Below are 17,112 nucleotides of genomic sequence, written 5' to 3' on the forward strand. Positions count from 1 at the left end.
GTCGACTGCTGCATCCTCCGAGGCTAAGCCCGACCCGCCGCGCGAACGCGGCGTGACGCGGTGGTCGCGCCGACTCGCCCGCGAGCCGCCCCTGTGGAGGAGCGGATCAGTGCCGGCGGTGGTCCTGGATGGTCATCCGCGGGCCGTGCCGCGGCTTCCTCGCTGCGCTGCAGCCGATCAGCCGGATGACCCGCTGCCGGTGCCCGCGCCACGGCTCGAGGAGCTCGAGCATCCCGTCGTCGTCGACCCCGAGCCGGCCCGTGAGCGCGAAGCCGACGGCCGCGGCCAGGTGGTAGTCGCCCACGCTGACCGCGTCCGGATCGCCGTGGGCCCGCATCATCACCTCGGACGCCGTCCACGGCCCGATCCCCGGCACCGACTGCAGCCGGCGGGCGACCTCGTCGCCGCCCCGCCCGAGCGCGAGGGTCCGCTCGAGGCCGGAGGCGACGAGCGCGGCGGTGAGGACGGTCCGCGAGCGCCGCGGATCCACTCCCGCGCGGTGCCAGTCCCACGAGGGCACGCGCCGCCACTGCTGCGCGCTCGGAGCCACGTGCAGAGCGACCGGCCCCGGGGCGGGCTCCCCGTGGAGGCGCACCAGCACCCGGTAGGCGCGCCACGCCTCCGTGCTCGTGACCTTCTGCTCGAGGACCGACGGCGCGAGCATCTCGAACACCAGGTTCGTGCGCGTGAGGCGCAGGCCCGCCGAGCGGCGGAGCACCTCGGCGAGCGGCGCGTGGGCCGACAGGTCGAGCCCGCTCCAGTCGTCGCCGTGGCCGAGGAGCTCGGGGACCGCGTCGATCAGCCACTCCGCTCCCCCGCCCCAGGCGCGCGCGTGGATCGCGCCGTCCGCCGCCTGCCGCAGATGCAGCGTGCCCGGGCCGAGCGGCGTGCGGAACGCCCGCCAGAAGCCGGACGCGTCGAGGAGCATGGTCGGGTCGCCCGAGCCCCGCAGCAGCGTGCGGAGGGTGAGCTCGAGGCTCACGGGCTCCGACGGCGCGTAGACCGTCGCCCAGGAGGGCTCGGGAGCAGGGGCGGGGATCGACACGCAGTGATGCTAACCGGCGGCTCCGACACCGGATCGGACGCTCCTCCGCAGAACCCCCATCCACGACGTGTTCGGAGCGACACGCCCGGCGGATTGGTTCAGACGGCGTGAACACATGCGCGGATCCGATCGCCCGTTTCCACTGGTCAGCAGGTCGGTCCCGGGCGTAGCTTCGCGCTGTCGCGGCGGCGCTCCAGCTGCCCGGCACCCGCCTAACACTGGAGATGCGCACATGTTCGACACGACCTTCATCCGCAACGCGATCGTCAAGAGCTCTGAGACCGCTCTCGACCGTCGCCGCTTCTTCGAGGCCACCGGCGTCGCCGGCCTCGGCATCGGAGCCGCGGCCCTCGCCGCGCCCACCGCCTCCGCCGAGGAGGTCGCTGCCAGCGGCCCCAGCGACGCCTCGATCCTCAACTTCGCCCTCAACCTCGAGTACCTCGAGGCCGAGTTCTACCTCCGCGCCGTCTACGGCACCGGCCTCGGCGGCTCGGACGTGACCGGCAAGGGCACGCCCGGCGGCGTCATCGGCGGCCGCCCCGTCGACTTCAAGACCCCGTGGCTGAAGAGCTTCGCCACCGAGGTCGCGAACGACGAGAAGGCCCACGTGCAGTTCCTGCGGGCCGCGCTGGGCACCGCGAAGGTGGCCCGCCCGGCGATCAACCTGAAGGACAGCTTCAACTCCGCCGCCGTTGCGGCGGGGCTGATCAAGGCGGGTCAGTCGTTCGACCCGTTCGCGAGCGAGTCGAACTTCCTGCTCGGCGCCTTCGTCTTCGAGGACGTGGGAGTGACCGCCTACAAGGGCGCCGCCCCGCTCATCCAGTCGAAGACCTACCTCGACGCGGCCGCCGGCATCCTCGCGGTGGAGGCGTACCACGCGGGCGCGATCCGCTCGGCGATCTACGCCGCCGACCTGTCCGACTCGGCGAACAAGCTCTCCGACGCGCGCGACAGCCTCGACGGCAAGACCGACCTCGACCAGGGCGTCAAGGTCAACGGCCAGGCGAACATCGTCCCGACCGACGGCAGCTCCATCGCGTTCAGCCGCACCCCGGGCCAGGTCCTCAACATCGTGTACCTGAACCCCGCGGCCGGGACGCGCACCGGCGGATTCTTCCCCCGCGGCGTCAACGGCGAGCTCGTCACGACCTAGTCCCACCAGCACCGAGCACGACGACGGGCCCTTCCTCGAGGCGGCGAGGAGGGGCCCGTCGTCGTCCGCGTGCACATCCGTTCACCGGGTCCTCTAACCTGAGCGGGTGAAGATCGGGATCCTGACCTCCGGTGGCGACTGCCCCGGCCTCAACGCCGTCATCCGCGGTGCCGTCTACAAGGGCATCAAGGTCTACGACCAGGAGTTCGTGGGCTTCCGGAACGGCTGGCGCGGAGTGGTCGACGGCGACCTCCTGCCCCTGGGCCGCCCCGAGATCCAGGGCATCGCCAAGCAGGGCGGCACGATCATCGGCACCAGCCGGACGAACCCCTTCGAGGGCGAGAACGGCGGCCCCGAGAAGATCGCCGAGATGATGGACCGCAACGGCATCGACTCGATCATCGCGATCGGCGGCGAGGGCACCCTGGCGGCGGCCAAGCGCCTCACGGACGCGGGCCTCAAGATCGTCGGCGTCCCCAAGACCATCGACAACGACCTCGGCGCCACCGACTACACCTTCGGCTTCGACACCGCCGTCGGCATCGCGACCGACGCGATGGACCGCCTCCGCACCACCGGCGACTCGCACGGCCGCTGCATGGTCGCCGAGGTCATGGGCCGCCACGTCGGCTGGATCGCCCTGCACTCCGGCATGGCCGCGGGCGCCCACGTCATCCTCATCCCGGAGAAGCGCACCTCCCTAAACCAGATCGTCGAGTGGGTGCAGAGCGCGCAGGACCGCGGGCGCGCACCGCTCGTCGTGGTCGCCGAGGGCTTCTCGCTCGACACGATGGACGACGCCCACTCCGAGCGCGGCCTCGACGCCTTCGGCCGGCCCCGCCTCGGCGGCATCGGCGAGCTGTTGGCCCCGCTCATCGAGGAGCGCACCGGCATCGAGACCCGCGCCACGACGCTCGGCCACATCCAGCGCGGAGGCACGCCCACCGCGTTCGACCGCGTCCTCGCGACCCGCCTGGGCATGGCCGCCATCGACTCCGTCGTCGCCGAGCACTGGGGCCGCATGGTCGCCCTGCGCGGCACCGACATCTACCACGTGGACTTCGCCGAGGCGCTCGGCACCCTCAAGACGGTCCCGGACGCCCGCTACGAGGAGGCGCGCACCCTCTTCGGGTAGCGCGCGCTCCCCGCGGAGCGGGTCAGCCCTTCGCGCCGTCCGGCGTCGCCGTGGCGACGATCTGCGCCCGCGCGAGGGTGTGGAAGTGCGCGTTGAAGCCGAGGATCGCCGGCGTCGACTCCGGATCGAGGTCGAGCGACTCGACGTCGAGGGCGTGCACCACGAAGAAGTAGCGGTGCTCGCGGTCCGGCGGCGCCGCTCCGACGAACTGGCGCAGCCGCATCTCGTTGGGCAGCGTCTGCGCGCCCGCCGGGAGCAGCTCGAAGCCGGCGGCTCCGGCTCCCGTGGGGAGCTCCGTGGTGTCGGCCGGGAGGTTGTAGACGGCCCAGTGCCAGAAGCCGGAGCCGGTGGGCGCGTCGGGGTCGAACACCGTCACGGCGAAGCTCTTCGTCTCGGCGGGGGCTCCCGACCAGCGCAGGTGCGGCGAGACGTCCTCCCCGCCGGAGCCCTCGCCGTAGTGGCGGGCGGACAGGGGCGCACCGTCGGCGATGTCGTCGCTCTCGAGCGCGAAGGTCGGCACCTCGCCGAGGCGGGCGTAGGGGTCGTAGGTCCAGTCGGACATCCGGTTTCTCCGTTCGGGAAGGGCGGGCGGGGGCCCGCGCCCTCAGCCTAGGAACCCGGCGGTGCGCGCCGAAGGGCTTGCGGAGGGGGTCAGGACCCGAGATAGCGCCCGGGCCGGTGGTTGAACGCCAGGACCAGGTTGAGCACCACCACTCCCGCCGCCGAGATCAGCACGTTCAGCGGAGGCACCACCAGCAGCGCGGCCGCGACCACGCACGCGTCGAGCGCCATCATCACGTAGCCCGCCCGCCAGCCGAGCCGCTCCTGCGCGATCAGGGCGACGATGCTGAATCCGCCCAGGCTCGACCCGTGCCGGAAGAGGATCAGGAGGCCGATCCCCGCGAGCACGTCGCCCGTGAGGACGCCGTAGACGGGCTCGATCCGCAGCTCGCCGAACGCCAGCGGGTGCAGCCCCGCCAGGACCGAGACCAGCACGATCGAGAACATGGTCCGCAGCGTGAACCGCCAGCCCTTCTTCCACAGCGAGAGGGCGAGGAACGGCACGTTGACCGTGACGAGGATCACGCCGAACGGGATGTCGAGCGGGTACCCCAGCAGCAGCGCGAGACCCGCGGTGCCGCCCGTGACCGCCTGGCTCGCGCGCAGCAGGTAGAGGCCGAGCGACACGACGAACGCACCGGTGACGAGACCGAAGACGTCCTCGAGGCGGGAGTGCGGCACGGGGGCGGAGGCGTCGGGCACCCGACGATGCTGCCACACGCCGCGCCCCGGTCCGGACGTCCTCGTAGGATGTGCCGGTGCTGCCGAAGATCCTGCTGTTCTACCGCTTCGTGCCGCTGGCCGACCCCGAGTCCGTGCGGCTGTGGCAGCGCGAGCTGTGCGAGTCGCTGGGCCTGCGCGGGCGCCTGCTGATCTCGGAGCACGGGGTGAACGGCACGCTGGGCGGCGGCATGGACGCCCTGAAGCGCTACGTCCGCCGCACCCGTGAGCACTCGGCCTTCCACGGGCTCGAGGTGAAGTGGAGCGACGGCTCCGGCCTCGACGACGACGGCCGCAGCCTCGACTTCCCCGGTCTCTCGGTGAAGGTGCGCGACGAGATCGTCTCGTTCGGCGCGCCCGACGAGCTGCGGGTCGACGCCGACGGGGTCGTCGGGACGGCGCCGCGGCTCGACCCGGACCAGCTGGACGCCCTGGTCGCCGAGCGCGACGACGTGGTGCTCTTCGACGGCCGCAACGCCTTCGAAGCCGAGATCGGCCGGTTCGAGGGGGCGATCGTGCCGGGGGTCTCCAGCACCCGCGAGTTCGTCGAGCAGCTCGACGCCGGCGTCTACGACCACCTCAAGGGCCGGCCCGTCGTCACGTACTGCACCGGCGGCATCCGCTGCGAGGTGCTGTCGAGCCTGATGACGGCGCGCGGCTTCGGCGAGGTGTACCAGCTCGACGGCGGCGTCGTCCGCTACGCCGAGGCGCGGCGCGACCGCGGGCTGTGGAAGGGGGCCCTGTACGTCTTCGACGGCCGCGGCTCCGTCTCCTTCTCCCCCGACGCCGAGGTGCTGGGCCGCTGCACCTCGTGCGCCGCGCCGACCAGCCGGATGCGCAACTGCACCGACCTCTCCTGCCGCGCCCAGCTCGTCGTGTGCGCGGACTGCGATGCGGCGGCCTGCGCCGCGCACGCGGGCCCTACGCTCGTGCCATGAGCATCGAAGCGCGCGGGCGCACCCTCGTCGACCTCCACACCGCCCCCGAGCTGCTGCAGGTGGTGAACGTCTGGGACGTGATCAGCGCGACCACGATCGCCGCGCTCCCGGAGACCCGGGCGCTCGCGACCGCCAGCCACTCCATCGCGGCGGCGTTCGGCTACGAGGACGGCGAGCGGATCCCGCTGGAGCTGCACCTCGGCATGATCGAGCGCATCGTCGCCGCCGTCGAGGTCCCGGTCTCGGCCGACCTCGAGGCGGGCTACGGCGACGCGGGCGAGACGGTCCGGCGCGCGATCGGGATCGGCGTCGTGGGCGCGAACCTCGAGGACCAGGCGAAGCCGCTCCCGGAGGCGCTGCGGGCGGTCGAGAAGGCCGTCGCCGCGGCCGAGGAGGAGGCGGTGCCCTTCGCGCTCAACGCCCGCACGGACGTGCTCCTCCGTGCCGGCGACCGCGACCGCGATGAGGTCCTGGCCGACGCCGTCGAGCGCGGCCGCGCCTACCTCGACGCCGGCGCCACCTGCTTCTTCGTCCCCGGGCTGCTCCAGGACGCCGAGCTGGAGTCCCTCGTCGCCGCCCTCGGGCGGCAGCGCGTCAGCGTCATCGGCGTCCCCGGATCGCAGTCCCCCGCCCGCTTCGAGGAGCTCGGGCTGGCCCGCGTCTCCTACGGTCCGTGGACGCAGCGCGTCGCCCTGACGGCGCTCCAGGACGCGGCCGCCGCCCTCTACTCCGGCGGATCGCTCCCCGAGGGCACCCGGCCCCTGAACTGACCGCCCGGCCGCGGGCCCGCGGGCGTAGCGTGGGCCCATGTACCGAGCCATCGTCGTCGAGCGGCACTCCGACTCCGACACCGACACCCCCAACCGAGCCCGCCTCCTCGAGCGCGACGACCCCGACCGCTCGCACGGCGACGTGTCGATCGCCGTCGAGTACTCGAGCGTCAACTACAAGGACGCCCTCGCGCTGGCGGGGCGTCCCGGGATCGTGCGCCGCACCCCGCTCGTCGCCGGCATCGACCTGGTCGGCACCGTGGAGTACGCGGACGGCGAGGCGGGCGAGCGCTTCGACTCCGGCGACCGGGTGGTGCTCAACGGCGCCGGCCTCGGCGAGCGCCACGACGGCGGGCTCGCCGAGCGGGCGCGTGTCGACTCCGCGTCGCTGCTCCGGCTTCCCGGCGCCATCTCGGCGGCACGGGCCGGAGCGATCGGCACCGCGGGCTTCACGGCGATGCTGGCCGTGCTGGCGCTCGAGCGGCACGGCGTGCGGCCGGGCAGCGGTCCCGTCCTGGTGACGGGGGCCTCGGGAGGCGTGGGGTCGCTCGCCGTCGCGCTCCTGGCGCGCCTGGGCCACGAGGTCGTCGCCTCGACCGGCCGGCTCGGCGAGCACGGCGCTCTGCTCCAGCGCTTGGGCGCCTCCGACGTCATCGACCGCGCCGAGCTGCAGGAGGGCGGGAAGCCGCTGCAGTCCGAGCGCTGGGCGGGAGCGGTGGACTCCGCCGGCTCGCACACGCTCGCGAACGCCCTCGCGCAGACGCGGTGGGGCGGGACCGTGGCGGCATGCGGTCTCGCGCAGGGGCCGGACCTGCCGGTGAGCGTGATGCCGTTCATCCTGCGCGGAGTGACGCTGGCCGGCATCAACTCGGTGGAGGCGCCGCGCAAGCTCCGCGAGGAGGCCTGGCGCCGCCTCGCCCACGACCTCGACCTGGAGCTGCTCGACGAGCTGACGACGACGGTGCCGCTCGGCGGGGCGGTCGACGCGGCCGAGGACGTGCTCGCCGGCCGCTCGCACGGTCGGACGCTGGTGGACGTCCGCGCCTGAGGGCACGGCGTCGGCGGAGGGCGTCCGCCCGCCTCGAGCGTGGAGGAGGGGGCGCCTCGGCCGGCGCTGCGGGGCTGCTGCTCGTGCGGCGGTGCGCTACTCCGCGGCCTCGGTGGCGCCGCTCGGCTCGGCCGACGCGTGACCGACGGAGGAGTCGGGGCGCGCGGCGCGGGGTTTCGCCGGCGTGCGGGGCTTCGGCGCGGGCTTCGCGGCCGGCCCCGGCTTCGCGGGGGCGGGCTCGGCGGACTCGGATCCGGCGGGCTTCGGCTCGGCGGGCTTCGATCCCGCGGACTTCGGCTCGGCGGGCTTCGGCTCCGCGGGCTTCGGCTCGGCGGGCTTCGGCTCCGCGGGCTTCACCGGGGCTGCGGACCCGATCGGCTCGGAGCCGATGACGTCCACGGGCGCGGACCCCCCGGACCCGGCCGGCGTGCTCGCGGCGGTCCGAGCACTCGTCTTCGGAGCGGCCTTCGGAGTGGCCTTCGGGCTCTTCGGGGCGGCCCCCGCTGCTGACTCCGTCGGAGCCGCGACGTCCTCCGCGGCGCCGTCCGCCTCCGGAGCCGCGGTCGCCGCTGCCGCCGCGCTCCCGCCGCTCGCAGCCTCCCGGCCCTCGACCACCGTCGCCGGACCCGCCGCCTCCGCGGCCACGGCCGCGGCCTCCGCCGCCTTCGCCTTCTTCTTCGCGCGCTTCTCCGCGGCGGCCGCCTGGGCCCGCTCCGCCTGCTCGGCGACCTCGGGGACGATCACGAGGTCGTCGGTCTCGATCACGGGGATCGCCGCGGTCGTCGTCCCCAGCTGGAGGGCCGCGATCAGCTCGGGAGCGTGCTTGGTGCTCACGATCAGGCGGGAGTAGTCCTCGTCGACCAGGTCGATCACGACGGCCGAGGCGGTGCGCTTGATCAGCAGGAAGTCCTTGCCGCCGTGGAACTTCCACGTGCCGGCCGCGAGCGTGAGCGGCACCGCGGTGCCCGGCGCGCGGATGCCCCGCACCCAGATCCAGGGGTCCTCGGTGACCGTCGCCGAGCGGATGCTCGACCGGTCGACGACGACGTCGCTGCGGTGGAACGCGAGCAGTCGCTCGGCCGCGGTGAGGCGGAGTTCGAGGCGGTCGGGGAGCACGGTCACGACGGGCATGCCTCTAGTCTGCCCCGCCGCCCGCCGCCGGGTCAGCGCCGGATCGCACAACGATGCCCCGCCGCCCGCGTGGGTGGCAGCATGGTCGGATGCCGATGGATCCGGACGAGGCGCGCCTCCTCGACGCGCTGCTGGCCGAGCGGCAGGCCGAGACGCGCGACGAGGCGGCCCGGCTCGAGGCCTCGCTGGCCGAGCTCCTGCGCGACCGTGCCGACGGCACCGCCGATGACGAGCACGACCCGGAGGGCACGCCGCTCTCGGCCGAGTGGTCGCGGATGGCCGGAGTCCGCGACGCTCTCGCCCGCACGGCGCGCGAGCTCGACGCCGCTCGCGCCCGCCTCGGCACCGGCGGCTACGGGGACTGCGCCTCGTGCGGCCGCCCGATCGGGGCCGCCCGCCTCGCCGCCCGGCCCACGGCCGAGCTCTGCATCGACTGCGCCCGTCTGGCGGAGTCGCGCATCCGCTGACGCCCCGCGAGGCGAGCCTGCGGCGCGCCCTCCGCCTGAAGGCCCCCACAGATCCCGGCGTGCGGAAACCCGGTTTCTCCTGCGAGCATTCACATCCGGTCGCGTCCCTCGAACAGGTCTGACGGACCACCCCCTCCCCCCCCCTGCTCGAAAGGCACTCCTGCGATGACCGAGACGTCGACCGCCCGATCGACCGGCGCCCCTCCCGCCCCCGACAAGCGCGCCTGGCGCTCGCTGATCGTCCTGCTCGCGGGCATGTTCATCGCCCTGCTCGACACGACGATCGTGAACGTGGCGCTGCCCACCATCCGCACCACGCTCGACGCCTCCGAGTCGACGCTCTCCTGGATCATCTCCGGCTACGCCCTCGCGTTCGGCCTCGCCCTCATCCCCGCCGGCCGCCTCGGCGACCGCTTCGGGCACAAGTGGGTCTTCGTCAGCGGCATCGCCCTCTTCACCGTCGCCAGCTTCGCGTGCGGACTGGCCGCGGACGACACCCAGCTCGTCATCGCCCGCATCGTGCAGGGCCTGGCGGGCGGCGTCTTCGTCCCGGCGGTCAACGCCTACATCCAGCTCCTCTTCCGCGGCCCCTCGCGCGGCAAGGCCTTCGCGGTGATGGGCGCGGTCCTCGGAGTCTCGTCGGCGCTCGGCCCGATCATCGGCGGCCTGATCATCCAGGCCTTCGGCGACGAGAACGGCTGGCGCCTGGTCTTCTGGGTGAACCTGCCCATCGGCGTCGCGACCCTGATCGCCGCCGCGGTCCTCCTCCCCGCCCGCCGCGACCTCGAGGCCGGCGACCGCGCCCCGAGCGGAGGCGTCGACTGGCTCGGCCTCGTCCTCGTCTCCGGCGGCCTGGTCGCCCTGCTCGTCCCGCTCATCCAGGGCGAGGACGAGGGCTGGCCGCTGTGGACCTTCCTCTCGATCGCCGGCGGAGTCCTGCTCCTCGCCGCGTTCGGCGCCTGGGAGGTCCTCCACGTCCGCCGCGGACGCGCTCCCCTGGTGCCGCCGTCGCTGTTCCGCCACCCGGCCTTCACCGGAGGGGTGATCCTCGCGCTGGTCTACTTCGCGGCCTTCACGAGCATCTTCTTCACCATCTCGCTGCTCTGGCAGTCGGGCCTCGGCCATACCGCGCTCGAGTCGGGCCTGGTGTCGATCCCCTTCGCGATCGGCAGCATCATCAGCTCCTCGCAGAGCAACCGGATGACCGCGCGCCTGGGGCGCAACGTCCTGGTGATGGGCAGCGGACTGCTCGCCATCGGGCTCGGCTGGGTCTGGCTGGTGCTGCTGACCGCGACCCCGGACTCGATCAGCAACTGGCAGCTCCTGCCGCCGCTGCTGATCGCGGGCCTCGGCAACGGCTTCTTCATCGCCCCGAACGTGCAGTTCATCGTCTCGACCGTCGACCCGCAGGACGCTGGCGCGGCGAGCGGCGTGATCTCGGCGATCCAGCGCATCGGCTCGGCCGTGGGCATCGCGGTCATCGGCAGCGTGCTGTTCGGGAGCCTCGTCATCACGGGTCCGGACACGGTCGCCTCGGGCTTCCTCGACGCCGCGGCTCCCGCGATGCTCCTCAGCACCCTGATGGCGGTCGCCGCCTTCGCGCTGGTGTTCGTGCTGCCGAAGTCGGTCTCGCGCCGGGGCTGAGGGCCCCTGCCCGGTCGCCGCACGCCGGCGGCCGGGCGCGCGGGACGTCCGCCGCTCCGGTGCGGCGGGCGCCTCCCGCCTGATCCGCGGGTGGCCCCGGAGCCTACGCCCGAGCGGCCGCTGCGGCCTTCGCCGCCGCCGGCAGCGCGTCCACGATGCGCCCGATCGCCGCGTCGTCGTGCGCGGCCGAGACGAACCAGGCCTCGTACACCGACGGCGGCAGCGAGACGCCCGCATCGAGCATCGCGTGGAAGAACGCCGGGTAGCGGAACGACTCCTGCGCCTGGACCTCGGCGTAGTCGCGCACCGGCCGGCCCAGGTCCGTGAACATGAAGCTGAAGAGGCTCCCGGCCGTCTGCACCGTGTGCGCGACGCCCTCGGCCGTCAGCGCCGCCGACACCTCGCGCTGGAGGGTCAGCGCCGTGGCGTCCAGCGAGGCGTAGACCGCGTCGTCGGCCAGCTGCAGCGTCCGGATGCCCGCGGCCACCGCGACCGGGTTCCCGGAGAGGGTGCCCGCCTGGTACACCGGCCCGAGCGGTGCCAGGTGGTCCATGACGTCCGCACGGCCGCCGAGAGCCGCGACCGGCATCCCTCCGCCGATGACCTTGCCGAAGGTGTAGAGGTCGGCCCGGTACGGAGCCTCGGCGCCGCGGTTCTCGAGCCCCCACCAGCCGCCGGCGCTCACCCGGAAGCCGGTCAGCACCTCGTCCATGATCAGCAGCGATCCGTTCGCGTGCACGAGCTCGGCGAGGGCCGCGTTGAAGCCCGGGTCCGGAGCGACGACGCCCATGTTGGCGGCCGCGGCCTCGGTGATGACCGCCGCGATGTCGGCGCCGCGCTCGGCCAGGACCGCGCGCACCGCCTCGAGGTCGTTGTACGGCAGCACGATCGTCTGGGCCGCGGTCGCGGCCGTGACGCCGGCGGAGGCGGGCAGCGAGAGGGTCGCGAGACCGGAGCCGGCATCGGCGAGCAGCCCGTCGGAGTGGCCGTGGTAGTGGCCGGAGAACTTGATCAGCAGGTCGCGGCCGGTGACGCCGCGGGCGAGGCGGATCGCCGTCATCGTCGCCTCGGTGCCGGTGGAGACCAGGCGGAGCTTCTCGATCGGCGAGACTCCCCCGGCCGTGATCCGCGCCTCGACCAGCTCGGCGAGATCCGTCTCAGCGGGAGTGGACGCGCCGAACGAGAGACCGCGGGCGGCCGCCTCCTGCACCGCCGCGACGACCTCGGGGTGCGCGTGCCCGAGGACGGCGGGGCCCCAGGAGCAGACGAGGTCGACGTACTCGCGCCCGTCCGCGTCCGTGATGTACGGGCCGGCGGCCGAGACCATGAAGCGCGGGGTCCCGCCGACCGAGCGGAACGCTCTGACGGGCGAGTTGACGCCTCCGGGGATCGCGTGCCGGGCACGCTCGTACAGGGTGTCGTTCGCCGAGGTGGTCACCCCTCCAGGGTACGCGCGCCGCCCGGCGCCCTCGCGCCGGAGAGGCGCTTTCGGACGAGACGCCGAGGCTCGCTCCCAGGAGGAGGAGCGGCTACTTCAGCAGGTCGCGAGCGATCTCGACGGCCCAGTAGGTGAGAACCGCGTCGGCCCCCGCGCGGAGGATCCCCGTGACCGACTCCAGGATCGCCGGCTCGCGCGAGATCCAGCCGTTCGCGGCGGCGGCCTCGATCATCGCGTACTCCCCCGACACCTGGTACGCCCAGACCGGCACGTCCGAGTCGGCGGCGACGTCCGAGAGCACGTCGAGGTAGCTCATGGCCGGCTTCACCATCACCACGTCGGCTCCCTCGGCGAGGTCGAGGGTCGCCTCGCGCAGGCCCTCGCGGCGGTTGGCCGGGTCCTGCTGGTAGGTGCGGCGATCGCCCTCCAGCGTGGACTGCACGGCCTCCCGGAACGGACCGTAGAAGCTGGAGGCGTACTTCGCCGAGTACGCGAGGATCGCGGTGTCCAGGTGCCCGGCGCCGTCGAGAGCGGCGCGGATCGCTCCGACCTGGCCGTCCATCATCCCCGAGAGCCCGAGCAGGTGGGAGCCGGCCTCGGCCTGGGCGAGCGCCATCTCCTCGTAGCGGAGGAGCGTGGCGTCGTTGTCGACGCGCCCGCGGTCGTCGAGGACACCGCAGTGGCCGTGGTCGGTGAACTCGTCCAGGCACAGGTCGGTCTGCACGACCAGCGCGTCGCCGACCTCCTCCACGACGACCCGCGTCGCGGCGTTGAGCACGCCGTCGGGGTCGGTCGCACCGGAGCCGACCGCATCGCGCGTGGTCGGCACGCCGAACAGCATCACACCGCCGATCCCCGCCTCGGCCGCCTCCGTCACCGCTCCGCGGACGCTGTCCAGCGAGTGGTGCATCACCCCCGGCATCGACCCGATCGGCCGGGCCTCGGTGGTCCCCTCGGCCACGAAGAGGGGCAGGATCAGCTGCGCCGGGTGGATGCGCGTCTCCTGGACGAGACGGCGGAGTGCGGGGGTCGTGCGGAGGCGGCGCGGGCGGATGGCAGTCATGTCCTCCAGCGTAATCCCGCCCCGCCGAGCACCTCCCGGGAGCGCGGACGCCTCACCCCGTGGAGGTGCTCCGGACGCACGACATCAGCCGAGAGGCGGATCCCTGGCCTGCGGGGCGAGGCCCGCCCCTCCCGGCCGACGTCGCGCCGGTGGGAGGCGGCTCAGCGGGGAGCGCGCTCCGTGGCGACGGCGGCGACCGCGTCGATGAGGGAGGAGGCCGAGCGCTCGTCGGCGACGACGTCGACGCGCAGGCCGAAGGCGCGGGCGTCCTTCGCGGTCTGCGGGCCGATCGCGGCGACGAGGATCGACTCGGGCACCGGGCCGAGCTGCTTCTGGACCTGCTCCGCCACGCTGCCCGAGGTGACGAGGATCGCGTGCACGGCTCCGCCGGCGACATCCGCCACGACGCGCTCCTCCACCGGGACACCGACCGTACGGTAGGCGACCACGGAGCGCACGTCGTGCCCGATGCGGGTGAGGCCCTCGGTGAGCAGCGGCTTGGCGATCTCGGACCGCAGCGTCAGCACGCGCAGGGGGTGCCGGCCGCCGGTGGCCTCCTCCCACTCGGCCAGGAGGCCGCGGGCGGAGTTGTCCTCGGAGGGGACGAGGTCGACGGAGTAGCCGGCGGCGACGAGCGCGGCCGCCGTGGTCTCGCCGACCGCCGCCACCTTGGTGCTCGCGGGCACGGTGGTGCGCAGGAGGGAGAGGACGTCGACCGTGGTGGCGCTCGTGACGGTCATCCAGTCGAAGGCGCCGGCCTCGAGGTCGGCGAGGGCCTGCTCGAGCGCGGGGAAGTCGTCGGTCGGCGCGAAGTTGATCATCGGAGCGACGACGGGCGAGGCTCCCTTGGCACGGAGAGCGGCGGCGACACCGTCCCCCCACGGGCCTCCGCGGGGGACGAGGATGCGCCACCCCTGCAACGGCTTCTCCCACTGGGAGTAGGCGGCGGGGACGATCACGAAGGGGCTCCCAGGGGTGCGAGTTCGGCGGCACCCGCACCGAGAAGCGCGTCAGCGAGCAGAGAGCCGCAACGGAACGCGGCTTCGACGACGGGCAGTTCGCGACCACCATACTGCGGATCCGCCCGGTGTCGACCACCGCCGACCGAACCGTTATCGACCGGCTCCGCGACCTCTCGTGCGAGGGCCGCCGTGCCGTCGACGGCGAAGACCACGCCGTGCAGGACGACGCGGTCCTCCTCGACGACCGCGGAGGCCCCGATCGGAGCGGCGCACCCGGCCTCGAGGGAGGCGAGGAGCGACCGCTCGGCCGTGATCGCCGCGCGGGTCGGCACGTGCTCGACCGCTGCGAGAGCGGCGCGAAGCTCCTCCGACGGCTCCTCGTCGCGCACCTCGATGGCCAGCGCTCCCTGACCGGGGGCGTGCGGGGAGACGTCGAAGCCGAGCACCTCGGTGATCGCGTCGACCCGGCCGAGGCGGCGCAGGCCGGACAGGGCGAGCACGATCGCGTCCAGCGGCGAGTCGCTGCCGGGCAGCACCCTCCGGAGCCGGGTGTCGATGTTGCCGCGGATGTCCACGATCTCGAGGTCCGGACGGGCGGCCAGCAGCGCCGCGCGCCGGCGGGGCGAGCCCGTGCCCACGCGGGCTCCGACCGGCAGGGTCGCCAGGGTGAGCCCGTCGCGGGCGCAGAGCGCGTCGCGCGGGTCCTCCCGCTCGGGGACCGCTCCGAGCAGCAGGCCCTCCACCGGAGCGGTGGGCAGGTCCTTCAGCGAGTGCACGATCGCATCGCAGCGCCCGGCGAGCAGCGCGTCGCGCAGAGCGCTGACGAACACGCCGGTGCCGCCGAGGGAGGCGAGCGAGCCGCGCATGCGGTCGCCGTCCGACTCGATGCGCACCAGCTCCACGGGGACCCCCGCGGCGGCCGACATCAGATCGGCCGTCATCCGGGTCTGCGCCACCGCGAGCGCGCTCGCGCGGGTGCCGACTCTGATGCTCACGACAGACGACTCCTCATCACGGTGCGACTCCCGCCAGGGCGGGCTTGAACCCCGCTCGCACGTTCTCGCAACAGCCGGGGCGGCAGACGTCGTACCAGGGGCCGAGCGCCGTCATCGAGGCCCGGTCCTCGGTCGGCACGCCGTTGACGCGCTCGAGGACCAGGTCGATCAGGCCGGAGACGTAGACCGGGTCCGTGCCGGGGGTCGCGACGCGGAGCGCGACGAGTCCGTGCTCCTCCGAGGTCTCGAGGGCCTCGTTGTCGAGGTCCCACATGACCTCCATGTGGTCGGACACGAAGCCGAGCGGGACGATCAGCAGCGCGCGGCGGCCGCGGGCCGGCAGCTCCGCGATGGCGTCGTTGATGTCCGGCTCGAGCCAGGGCTGGGTGGGCGGGCCGGAGCGCGACTGGTAGACCAGCTGCCACGGCACGTCCTCGTCCGTGGCGGCGGCCATGACGACCTCGGCGACGGCGAGGTGCTGCGCCTCGTAGGCGCCGCCCGGTCCGAACTCGTGCACGTCGACGACGGTGCCGTCGTCGTGGCGCTCGTGGGGTCCGCTGCGCTCGGCGTCGGCCATGGGGATCGAGTGCGTCGAGAACAGCACCTCCACCTCGGACGTGACATCGAGGTCGGGCATCCGCTCGCGCAGCTCGTCGAGCCCGTCGTGGACGGCCTTGATGAACGGCATCACGAAGCCGGGGTGGTCGAAGAACTGGCGCACCTTGTCGATCCGCAGCTCGCCCTCGAGGCCGGTCGCGTCGAGCGCCGCCGCGTAGTCCTCGCGGTACTGCCTGCAGGACGAGAAGGAGGAGTACGCGCTGGTGGCGATGGCGAGCAGGTTGGTGAACCCGCGCTCCTTCGCCTCGGCGACGGCCTCGCTCATGTAGGGCGCCCAGTTGCGGTTGCCCCAGAGCACGGGGAGGTCGATGCCGCGGTTCGCGAGCTCGGCCTCGAGCGCCTTCTTCAACGCGCGGTTCTGCGCGTTGATCGGGCTGACGCCGCCGAAGTGGCGGTAGTGGTGGGCGACCTCCTCGAGGCGCTCCTCCGGGATGCCGCGGCCGCGGGTGACGTTGCGGAGGAACGGGATGACGTCGTCCTGACCCTCGGGCCCGCCGAAGCCGGCGAGGAGGATCGCGTCGTACGCCACGGGGACCTCGACGTGCTCGGGGCCGGACGCCGCCGCGGCGGTGGCCCCGCGGACGAGGATCGGCTCACTGGTCGTGTCGCTCATCGGAGCACCTCGGCGATCTGGTCGGCGTCGATGCGCCGTCCTGTGTAGAAGGGGACTTCCTCGCGCACGTGGCGGCGGGCCTCCGTGGCGCGCAGGTCGCGCATGAGGTCGACGAGGTTGACGAGCTCCTCGTCCTCGAGGGCGAGGATCCACTCGTAGTCGCCGAGCGAGAACGAGGCGACCGTGTTGGTCAGGACGGAGCGGAACCGCGAGCCCTGGCGCCCGTGCTGGGCGAGCATCGCGCGGCGCTCCTCCTCGGGGAGGATGTACCACTCGTAGGAGCGGACGAAGGGGTAGACCGTGAGCCAGCGGGCCGGCGCCTTCCCGCGCATGTAGGCGGGGAGGTGGTTCGAGCTGAACTCGGCGTCGCGGTGCACGCCCATCGCGTTCCACGTCGGCAGGAGGCCGACCAGCAGCTCCGTGCGCCGCAGCTCGCGGTAGGCCCGCTGCAGCTCCTCGGGCGCCGGGCCCGTGAGCCACAGCATGATGTCGGCGTCGGCGCGCAGGGCCGAGACGTCGTAGGTGCCGCGGACGGTCACGCCCTCGCCCTCGAGCTGGGCGACGAGATGCTCGTACTGCTTCACCGCGGGATCCACGGCGTCGCTGGAGAGGGTGAACGGACGAGCGGGATCCCTGCGGAGAACCGCCCAGAGCGTGTATCCCAGGGCCTGATCGGAGTGATCCTGATCGGCGGGGGGCTGCGGCGCCGGAGCGGCGGCGCTCGTGTCGGGGGCGGACTGAACGGGACCCGCCGTGCCGGCGGTCTGATCGGTCATTGATCCATCATCCCTCCGCTCGTGCCGATGCACAA

17 protein-coding genes are annotated in these 17,112 nt (G+C 73.6%); 7 read left to right on the forward strand and 10 right to left on the reverse strand.

Annotation, left to right across the window (positions count from 1 at the left end; translation table 11 throughout):
* Nucleotides 1–106 precede the first annotated feature (106 nt).
* Complete coding sequence (locus tag C5C53_RS06895) at nt 107–1,045, reverse strand: DNA-3-methyladenine glycosylase (RefSeq protein WP_258075384.1); 939 nt, start codon at nt 1,043–1,045, stop codon at nt 107–109.
* A gap of 232 nt (nt 1,046–1,277) precedes the next feature.
* On the opposite strand from C5C53_RS06895, the gene C5C53_RS06900 reads away from it, so the two are divergent.
* Together C5C53_RS06900 and C5C53_RS06905 are read left to right on the forward strand one after the other, a co-directional pair.
* Complete coding sequence (locus tag C5C53_RS06900; protein WP_104222865.1) at nt 1,278–2,198, forward strand: ferritin-like domain-containing protein; 921 nt, start codon at nt 1,278–1,280, stop codon at nt 2,196–2,198.
* Nucleotides 2,199–2,304: 106 nt separating this feature from the next.
* A complete protein-coding gene (locus C5C53_RS06905) occupies nt 2,305–3,333 on the forward strand; it encodes a 6-phosphofructokinase (RefSeq protein WP_104226151.1) in 1,029 nt (342 codons plus the stop codon).
* 22 nt (nt 3,334–3,355) lie between these two features.
* On the opposite strand, the gene C5C53_RS06910 is transcribed toward C5C53_RS06905, so the two are convergent.
* Complete coding sequence (locus C5C53_RS06910; protein WP_104222867.1) at nt 3,356–3,895, reverse strand: YbhB/YbcL family Raf kinase inhibitor-like protein; 540 nt, start codon at nt 3,893–3,895, stop codon at nt 3,356–3,358.
* A gap of 89 nt (nt 3,896–3,984) precedes the next feature.
* On the reverse strand, nt 3,985–4,596 hold the full coding sequence (locus tag C5C53_RS06915; protein ID WP_244230588.1) for a YitT family protein: 612 nt from the start codon (nt 4,594–4,596) through the stop codon (nt 3,985–3,987).
* A gap of 56 nt (nt 4,597–4,652) precedes the next feature.
* Between C5C53_RS06915 and C5C53_RS06920 the strand changes: the two genes are divergently transcribed.
* The 3 genes from C5C53_RS06920 to C5C53_RS06930 are packed head-to-tail and all read left to right on the forward strand — an operon-like array spanning nt 4,653 to nt 7,370.
* Complete coding sequence (locus C5C53_RS06920; protein WP_104222869.1) at nt 4,653–5,552, forward strand: rhodanese-related sulfurtransferase; 900 nt, start codon at nt 4,653–4,655, stop codon at nt 5,550–5,552.
* Nucleotides 5,549–6,322: an isocitrate lyase/phosphoenolpyruvate mutase family protein gene (locus C5C53_RS06925; RefSeq protein ID WP_104257672.1), complete on the forward strand. Its 774-nt coding sequence runs from the start codon at nt 5,549–5,551 to the stop codon at nt 6,320–6,322. The genes C5C53_RS06920 and C5C53_RS06925 overlap by 4 nt, the downstream gene beginning before the upstream one ends.
* Nucleotides 6,323–6,359: 37 nt before the next feature.
* Entirely contained in the window at nt 6,360–7,370 is a 1,011-nt protein-coding gene (locus tag C5C53_RS06930; RefSeq protein WP_104249899.1) for an MDR family oxidoreductase, read from the forward strand.
* 96 nt (nt 7,371–7,466) lie between these two features.
* On the opposite strand, the gene C5C53_RS17390 is transcribed toward C5C53_RS06930, so the two are convergent.
* Nucleotides 7,467–8,501 (reverse strand): hypothetical protein, encoded by a 1,035-nt coding sequence (locus tag C5C53_RS17390; protein ID WP_258075389.1) that lies wholly within the window; start codon nt 8,499–8,501, stop codon nt 7,467–7,469.
* Nucleotides 8,502–8,590: 89 nt separating this feature from the next.
* Between C5C53_RS17390 and C5C53_RS06940 the strand changes: the two genes are divergently transcribed.
* Nucleotides 8,591–8,968 carry a TraR/DksA family transcriptional regulator gene (locus tag C5C53_RS06940; protein ID WP_258060010.1) on the forward strand — a complete coding sequence of 126 codons (378 nt, stop codon included), beginning with the start codon at nt 8,591–8,593 and terminating at the stop codon, nt 8,966–8,968.
* A gap of 165 nt (nt 8,969–9,133) precedes the next feature.
* Nucleotides 9,134–10,612 (forward strand): MFS transporter, encoded by a 1,479-nt coding sequence (locus tag C5C53_RS06945; RefSeq protein ID WP_104233092.1) that lies wholly within the window; start codon nt 9,134–9,136, stop codon nt 10,610–10,612.
* Between the two features lie 103 nt (nt 10,613–10,715).
* Here the strand turns inward: C5C53_RS06945 and hemL are convergent, their stop codons facing one another.
* The 6 genes from hemL to hemQ form a co-directional block, all read right to left on the reverse strand.
* A complete protein-coding gene (gene hemL / locus C5C53_RS06950; RefSeq protein ID WP_104246920.1) occupies nt 10,716–12,050 on the reverse strand; it encodes a glutamate-1-semialdehyde 2,1-aminomutase in 1,335 nt (444 codons plus the stop codon).
* Between the two features lie 91 nt (nt 12,051–12,141).
* The gene (gene hemB / locus C5C53_RS06955) at nt 12,142–13,113 is read right to left on the reverse strand and encodes a porphobilinogen synthase (RefSeq protein WP_104267168.1); all 972 of its coding nucleotides are present in this window, start codon (nt 13,111–13,113) and stop codon (nt 12,142–12,144) included.
* A 161-nt stretch (nt 13,114–13,274) separates the two neighbouring features.
* A complete protein-coding gene (locus C5C53_RS06960; RefSeq protein WP_104222950.1) occupies nt 13,275–14,069 on the reverse strand; it encodes a uroporphyrinogen-III synthase in 795 nt (264 codons plus the stop codon).
* Nucleotides 14,069–15,070 carry a hydroxymethylbilane synthase gene (hemC, locus tag C5C53_RS06965; protein ID WP_104267169.1) on the reverse strand — a complete coding sequence of 334 codons (1,002 nt, stop codon included), beginning with the start codon at nt 15,068–15,070 and terminating at the stop codon, nt 14,069–14,071. Before hemC ends, C5C53_RS06960 begins: the two co-directional genes overlap by 1 nt.
* A gap of 16 nt (nt 15,071–15,086) precedes the next feature.
* Complete coding sequence (locus C5C53_RS06970) at nt 15,087–16,301, reverse strand: ferrochelatase (protein WP_104267170.1); 1,215 nt, start codon at nt 16,299–16,301, stop codon at nt 15,087–15,089.
* The gene (gene hemQ / locus C5C53_RS06975) at nt 16,298–17,077 is read right to left on the reverse strand and encodes a hydrogen peroxide-dependent heme synthase (RefSeq protein ID WP_104233087.1); all 780 of its coding nucleotides are present in this window, start codon (nt 17,075–17,077) and stop codon (nt 16,298–16,300) included. Before hemQ ends, C5C53_RS06970 begins: the two co-directional genes overlap by 4 nt.
* Nucleotides 17,078–17,112: the final 35 nt, after the last annotated feature.

Source organism: Rathayibacter sp. AY1E3, assembly GCF_002932235.1.
GTDB lineage: Bacteria > Actinomycetota > Actinomycetes > Actinomycetales > Microbacteriaceae > Rathayibacter.